This window comes from uncultured Lamprocystis sp., assembly GCF_903933125.1.
Taxonomy (GTDB): domain Bacteria; phylum Pseudomonadota; class Gammaproteobacteria; order Chromatiales; family Chromatiaceae; genus Thiodictyon.
Genome location: NZ_CAIZIZ010000585.1, coordinates 1 through 6,279, shown reverse-complemented (window position 1 = coordinate 6,279; position 6,279 = coordinate 1). Strand labels below are relative to the sequence as shown.

The 6,279-nt window shown below is 67.4% G+C and carries 4 protein-coding genes; all 4 read left to right on the top strand.

Annotated features, from left to right (window positions below):
- Positions 1–312: 312 nt before the first annotated feature.
- From QZY03_RS31665 to QZY03_RS31650, 4 genes are read left to right on the top strand one after another with little or no spacing between them, the layout of a single operon-like run.
- Positions 313–2,358 carry a vWA domain-containing protein gene (locus QZY03_RS31665; protein WP_295588398.1) on the top strand — a complete coding sequence of 682 codons (2,046 nt, stop codon included), beginning with the start codon at positions 313–315 and terminating at the stop codon, positions 2,356–2,358.
- The gene (locus QZY03_RS31660; protein WP_295588396.1) at positions 2,358–3,086 is read left to right on the top strand and encodes an ABC transporter ATP-binding protein; all 729 of its coding nucleotides are present in this window, start codon (positions 2,358–2,360) and stop codon (positions 3,084–3,086) included. The genes QZY03_RS31665 and QZY03_RS31660 overlap by 1 nt, the downstream gene beginning before the upstream one ends.
- Positions 3,087–3,136: 50 nt before the next feature.
- Positions 3,137–4,372, top strand: a complete 1,236-nt coding sequence (locus QZY03_RS31655) for an FtsX-like permease family protein (RefSeq protein WP_295588394.1) — start codon at positions 3,137–3,139, stop codon at positions 4,370–4,372.
- Positions 4,373–4,384: 12 nt separating this feature from the next.
- Positions 4,385–6,079, top strand: a complete 1,695-nt coding sequence (locus tag QZY03_RS31650; protein WP_295588392.1) for an SUMF1/EgtB/PvdO family nonheme iron enzyme — start codon at positions 4,385–4,387, stop codon at positions 6,077–6,079.
- Positions 6,080–6,279 lie beyond the last annotated feature (200 nt).

The following is a 6,279-nucleotide window of genomic DNA, read 5'->3' as shown; positions in this document are numbered from 1 at the left end:
GGCGTCCCGCCGCGATGCGGTGCCGCGGTGACCTCAAACGCTGCGGCTGCACGCTCGGCCCCATCGCGGCGGGACGCCGCTCCCACGGGGGCGCTGCGCGACTTTTCCGGTGAAGCCTCGACCTCCAGTTGCGGACTGGCCGTCGCTGGCCGGAGCGCTGATCAAGGCCGTCGCGCCGGACGCCCATCACATCGGTCTGGAGCGCGGGCAGGCGTCGGTGTACTCTCATCAGTGCCCCTACCCTCGCTGCCGTTCGGGGACCTGGGTGCCGCGGCGCCTCATCGGCAACTTACGCAGAGGAGCACTGATCCAATGAGGTCTTTCCTAACCCGCGTGCTGCCGGTCGCGGCGGCGCTGGCCCTGCTGTGCGGACCCGCGGTGACGGCGCCCCCGGCAGCGACCGCCGACCGCACCGCCCTGTCGATTCCGGATAAGCCCGGGCTCTACCAGCGGGTATTGACGCGACCCGATGCGCGACTGCTCACGCTGCCTGGCGGCGCTGCCGCGCCCGGTCCGGCGCTACCGGCCTTGTCGGTGCTCTATGTCTTTGACCGGCGTGCCGTCCAGGGGAAGGATTGGATCGAGGTCGGCGCCGCGGCGGACGCGGCGCAGGGCTGGATCGCGGCGGCGCAGGCGATTGACTGGCGCCAGACGCTCACACTGGCTTTTACCCGCACCTCCAATCGTGATCCGGCGTTGTTCTTTCGCGATCATGACCGGCTCACGCACCTGCTGGAAGCCGAGGATCTGGTGCCGCAAGTCGACCGCCTGCGCGCCGAGGTTAAAACCGGACGCTTCCCCGCGGACTTCCCGGTGATCGCGAAAGAGCCGGATACCTACATTGACCCGAACGAACAGTTCTATCTGCTGCCGATCCTCGCTTTTGAGCCGGTGTACCTGCAAAGCGGCCATGAGACCATGTTGCTCAAGGTGGCCGCGGTCACCCTCCAGGCGGGGGAGCAGGATCTGCTCGGCACGGATACTGCCGTGAAGCCAACACCCAAACCGGCCGGCAAGCCGGAGACCAAGCCGACCGGCAAGCCGAGCGCATCGCGCCCCGCCGGCTATCGCGCCGGGGTGGTCTTCGTGATCGACAGCACCACCAGCATGGGCCCCTACATCGACCGTACCCGCGCCGCGGTCCGCCGCATCTACGACAAGCTGCGCGGCTCGACGCTGGGCGAACGACTGAGCTTCGGCCTGGTCGCCTTCCGGGACAACGTCGAGGCGGCACCCGGACTCGAGTATGTCAGCCAGGTCGCGGCGTCGCTGGAGGACGGACGCGACCCGGCGACCTTCCAGGCCAAGGTCGCCGGCGTCAAGGAGGCAATCGTCTCCAGCAAGGGGTTCAACGAGGACGCCTACGCCGGTATCCAGGACGCCCTGGAGCGCATCGACTGGAGTGGTTTCGACGCCCGCTATATCGTGCTGATCACCGATGCGGGGGCGCGCGATGCCAATGACCCGCTGGGCCGCACCGGACTGTCCGCCGAGCGCCTGCGCCTGCTGGCCCAGGAAAAGGATCAGTCCGGGGGCGGCGGCAAGATCGCCATCGCCGTGCTGCACCTACTCACCCGCGAGGGCCGTCAGACCCACGAGGGCGCGACCCGGCAATATCGGGAACTGAGCCGCTGGGGGGACGCGGGGGATCTCTATTTCCCGGTCGAGGGCGGCGCGGTCGAGGCGTTCGGCACCCAGGTGGACACCCTGGCCGACGCCCTGCTGCGGCAACTCGAGAGTGCGTCGTCCGGGCGCCTGATCGAGGTGCCGGAGGGACCAAAGGTCGATCCGCTGGAGCGCAAGACCGCACTGGTCGGACGCGCCATGCAACTGGCCTATCTGGGTCGGGAGACCGGCAGCCGGGCGCCGCGGCTGATCGAGGCCTGGGTGACTGATCGGGACCTAATCGACCCGACTCAGAAGACGCTGGAGGTGCGGGTGATGCTTACTAAGAACCAACTGAGCAACCTGCAGGAGACGCTGGAAGCCATTCTTGCCGCCGGCGAGCGTACCCTCATGAATGCAAAAGACTTCTTTGACCAGCTCCGCGGCGCCGCAGCGGCCTTGGCGCGCGACCCGGACAAGGTCAATCAGGTCCAGGTGAAGCGGCTCGCGGACGTCGGTCTGGTGGGAGCCTGGCTGGATGGGCTGCCCTATACCAGTCAGATCATGAATCTGACCCCGGAGCGCTGGCTCGCCCGCTCCTACGCGGAACAACAAGAGGTGCTGGACGTGATCGAGGAAAAGATCCGGCTTTACCGCAAGGTCCACGACGAGACCGACCGGTGGATCAATCTGGCCCCCGCGGCCCCGCCGGGAGAAGCGGTCACCACCATGCCCCTGGACAGTCTGCCCTGATGGCGCCCTCCCCGCCCGTCTACCTGTGTCAGGGGCTGACCAAGCGCCGCGCCGGCGGCGGGACCGCCTTTGAGCTGCGGGTGCCCGAGCTGCGCATCGCGCCCGGCGAAGTCGTGGTGTTGCAGGGGGCGAGCGGGAGCGGCAAGAGCACCCTGCTCGACCTGTTGGCACTGGCCTTGCGCCCGGATCAGGCCGGCACCTTCAGCTTTCGCCCGGAACATCGCGCCGCGGCCGACCTGTGGCGGCTGTGGGAGCGCGACGATCTGGACGGACTCGGCCAGTTACGCGGGACCCATATCGGCTATGTGCTGCAGACCGGCGGGCTCTTGTCCTTCCTCACCGCACGGGAGAACATCGCCCTCTCCTGCCGCTTGCTGGGGCGTGATCCCGGTGGGTTGATCGAACGGCTGGCGGAGCGCCTGAACATCAGCGCACAGCTCGACAAGCGTCCGGGCCAACTCTCGGTGGGCGAACGCCAGCGGGTGGCCATCGCCCGCGCGCTGGCCCATCGGCCAGGGGTCGTGCTGGCGGACGAGCCGACCGCCTCGGTCGACCCGCTCAACGCGGCACGCATCCTGGATCTATTCCTGGATCTGGTGCGCCAGTCGGGGGCCTGCGCGGTGATCGCCAGCCATGATTGGCGGCCGGAGCGGTTGCCGGGGGTACGGGTGCTGGAGCACCGCATCGAGCGCGATGGGGACCTGACCCGATCGTTGTTCTGGGGCTGACCACCAAAGAGATGTCAACGCACATGAATCCTTTTCCGGTTTGAATCGCGATGCGCGCCACGCCTGAAATTCTGCGACTGGCCTATCGGGATTTTGCCCACGAGCGGCGGATCTCGCTGTGTTTCGTGCTGGCACTGATGGCCGTGCTGGCCCCGCTGCTGATTCTGTTCGGACTCAAGTTCGGGCTGGTGGACACCCTGGCCCAGCGCCTGGTCGAGTCACCGGTCAATCGCGAGATCCAGCCGCTGGGAAGCCGCGAATACGACCAGCCTTGGTTCGATCGGATCGGCGCCCGCCCCGATGTCGCCTTTTTGATCCCCAACACCAGGCGCATCGCCGCCAGTCTGACCCGCCTGCTGAACACCGCCAACGGGCAGGACCTGCGGGTAGTCTCCATGATTCCCACCGGGGCGGGCGATCCCCTGCTTGCATCGGGGCTGACCAACGGGGCAGGCCCCGCGGTGCCGACCGGCCTGACGGAATTGGTGCTTTCGACCGCCGCCGCCCGCAAACTGGGCGCGGCGGCGGGCGACCGACTGGTCGCACGGATCGATCGCCGCCGCGACGAGCGGGATGAGCATGCCGTGTGGGAGGTGACGGTAACCGGCGTCCTGCCGGATGCGGCCATGACCGAAGAGGCGGCCCTGGTTCCGCTGCCCTTGCTGGTGGCGACCGAGGATTATCGGGATGGCCTGACCGTCCCGGCGCTGGGGTGGGAGGGCGCACCGGTGCGCGGCGGACCGCGCGAGTTCGCGCGCTTTCGCCTCTATGCGGCGAGCATCTATGCAGTGGCCGGACTCGCCGCCGACCTGGCCGCGGAGGGCGTTGAGGTCCGCACCCAGGTCACCGAGATCGCCAGTATGCAGGCGCTGGACCGCAACCTCAGCCGCGTCTTCTGGCTGATCGCCATGATCGGTACCCTGGGGTTCCTCGCCTCGCTGGCGGCCAATCTGCTGGCCAACGTGGAGCGCAAACGCCGCGAGCTGGCGGTGGTGCGGCTGATCGGATTTCCGACCAGGAGCCTGGTCCTGTTCCCGGTGGCGCAAGCGGTGCTGGTCGCCCTGCTGGGGGCGGCCGCCGCGCTGGCGGTTTATCTGCCGGTGGCGATGGCCTTGAACACCTGGTTCGCCGACAGCCTCCAGAATGATGAGTCGATCTGCCGATTGCTGCCGATGCATCTCCTGATCGCGCTCACGGCGACCCTGCTGGGGGCCGCCGGCTCTGCCGCCTGGGCCGGCTGGCGGGCGGCGCGCATCGAACCGGCCGAGGGTTTACGTGAGGTCTGAAGTCAACCGCAAATGAACGCAATCATCTTCCTGATCACCACCGCGGCCTGCTGCCTGATGATGGGCCCGACCCTTGCCGACACACCAGCGCCGGCCATTACCTGGCCTGAGAAACTCTATAACCCGACGCCCGCCGCGGGGGATCTGATCCTGCCCCTGGCCTGCGGCGGCGCCATGGCCTTTCGGCCAGTGGAGATTCCGGGCGGGAATCTGCTTGATGACCGCCAGGTGGAACTCGGCCAGACCGACGATGCGCGCGGTTACAAGGAGGGCCGACGTCTCAGCCACCTGGCCGGCGCCTTCAGTATGGGCACGGCGGCCGCGCGCCGCTACTACATCGCCAAGTACGAGACCACCCGCGACCAGTACGCCGCACTCACCGCCGACACCTGCCCGCAACCGGCGATGCGCGGGCGCCTGCCGATGACCGAGGTGAGTTGGTTCGACGCGGTGGATTTCACCCGCCGTTATACCGAATGGCTACTCACCAAGGCCCCCACCGCCCTGCCGCGGGAAGAGCAGGAACCCGGCTTCCTGCGCCTGCCGACCGAGGAGGAATGGGAGTTCGCGACCCGCGGCGGCCTGGCGGTGGATGACACGGACTTTCTGGCGACTGTCTTCCCCATGCCGGACGGCGATCTGGCGCGTTATGCCTGGCACGAGAGCACCGGTTCCGCCGCCGGTGAACTGCACCCGGTGGGACTGCTCAAACCCAACCCGCTAGGCCTGTATGACGTGCTCGGCAATGCGGCTGAAATGACCCTGGCGCCCTTCCATCTGGACCGGCGCGGCCGTCCCCATGGTCAGCCCGGCGGATTCGTCAGCCGCGGCGGTGATGTGTTCACTCCGGCAAGCCAGATCGGCAGCGCCGTGCGCCAGGAGCACAATTATTTCAATGCCACCACCGGCCGCGCCAAGGCACTCGACAGCCTGGGTTTCCGACTGGTGATCACGGCCCCGGTCATCGTCTCGGCGGCACGTCTGGATGCCATCAAGGAGTCCTGGTCCGGGTTGCCGAGCCTCACCGGCGACGTGCGGGCCGACTCGGATAAAGCGCTGGCCGAGTTGCAGGAGGTCGCACGCCAATCGCAGGACGAGGCGCTGCGGACCCGTCTTGAACTGATTCAGCGCAACGTCGAACAGGCCCATGCGGGTCTGAACGAGGCCCGCGCCCGCACGGTACGCGCCCTGCTGCGGATGGGCGCCTTCATGGGCAAGCGCGTGGTGACTGACGGCAAACGCGCCGAGGTGCTCCAGGGTCTGATGGGGCTGGCACAGAGCAACTTCGACACCTTCGCCAAGCAGGCCCAGGGGTCGCGCAACGGCGCCAAACTGATCGCGGAAGCGCGCGATGCGCTGGCCGAGAAAATGACCAAGTGGCAGGGGATGCTCGCCGAGATCGAACAAGGCATGGCCAGCAGCCTGTCCTATTACGGGGACATGGTCGTGAACGTGGGGCGGGACTATGGCGCGGCAGAGGTCGGAGCGGAACTCAAGGTGGTCGATGAAGAACTCAAGACCAAGGACAATGCGTATCTGATTCCCTATGCCGACCTGTTCGCCCGCCACCTGGAGGCGTATCGCCAGGCCGGGGCCGCGGACAAGGCGACATGGCAGCAGGACCTGCTGCAAATCGAACCCACGGTAGCGCCGGTCGAACCGGCGGGCGGATCGGCAGGCAAACAACCGTCAACTACCCCGCCCTGAAGGGCGGAGCTTGTGAAAGCAAGCTGGGTTGACCAGGGAGAGCGGTCATCAATCCGCTCCGTTGGCAACAGGTCGTCAAGACCCACTCCGGGATGCTTCCTCAGTCCCGGACCCTGGAAGATCGCAATCATGCTGGCGAAAGGTAAAGCGCCGAAGGTTGTGATTGCCGCTGGCAACAGCGGGAGCCGGTTGCCGACAGT

Bases quoted from the DNA above. Each gene is read 5' to 3' on its own strand.
- QZY03_RS31665 (WP_295588398.1), top strand. From the start codon at position 313: ATGAGGTCTTTCCTAACCCGCGTGCTGCCGGTCGCGGCGGCGCTGGCC.
- QZY03_RS31660 (WP_295588396.1), top strand. From the start codon at position 2,358: ATGGCGCCCTCCCCGCCCGTCTACCTGTGTCAGGGGCTGACCAAGCGC.
- QZY03_RS31655 (WP_295588394.1), top strand. From the start codon at position 3,137: ATGCGCGCCACGCCTGAAATTCTGCGACTGGCCTATCGGGATTTTGCC.
- QZY03_RS31650 (WP_295588392.1), top strand. From the start codon at position 4,385: ATGAACGCAATCATCTTCCTGATCACCACCGCGGCCTGCTGCCTGATG.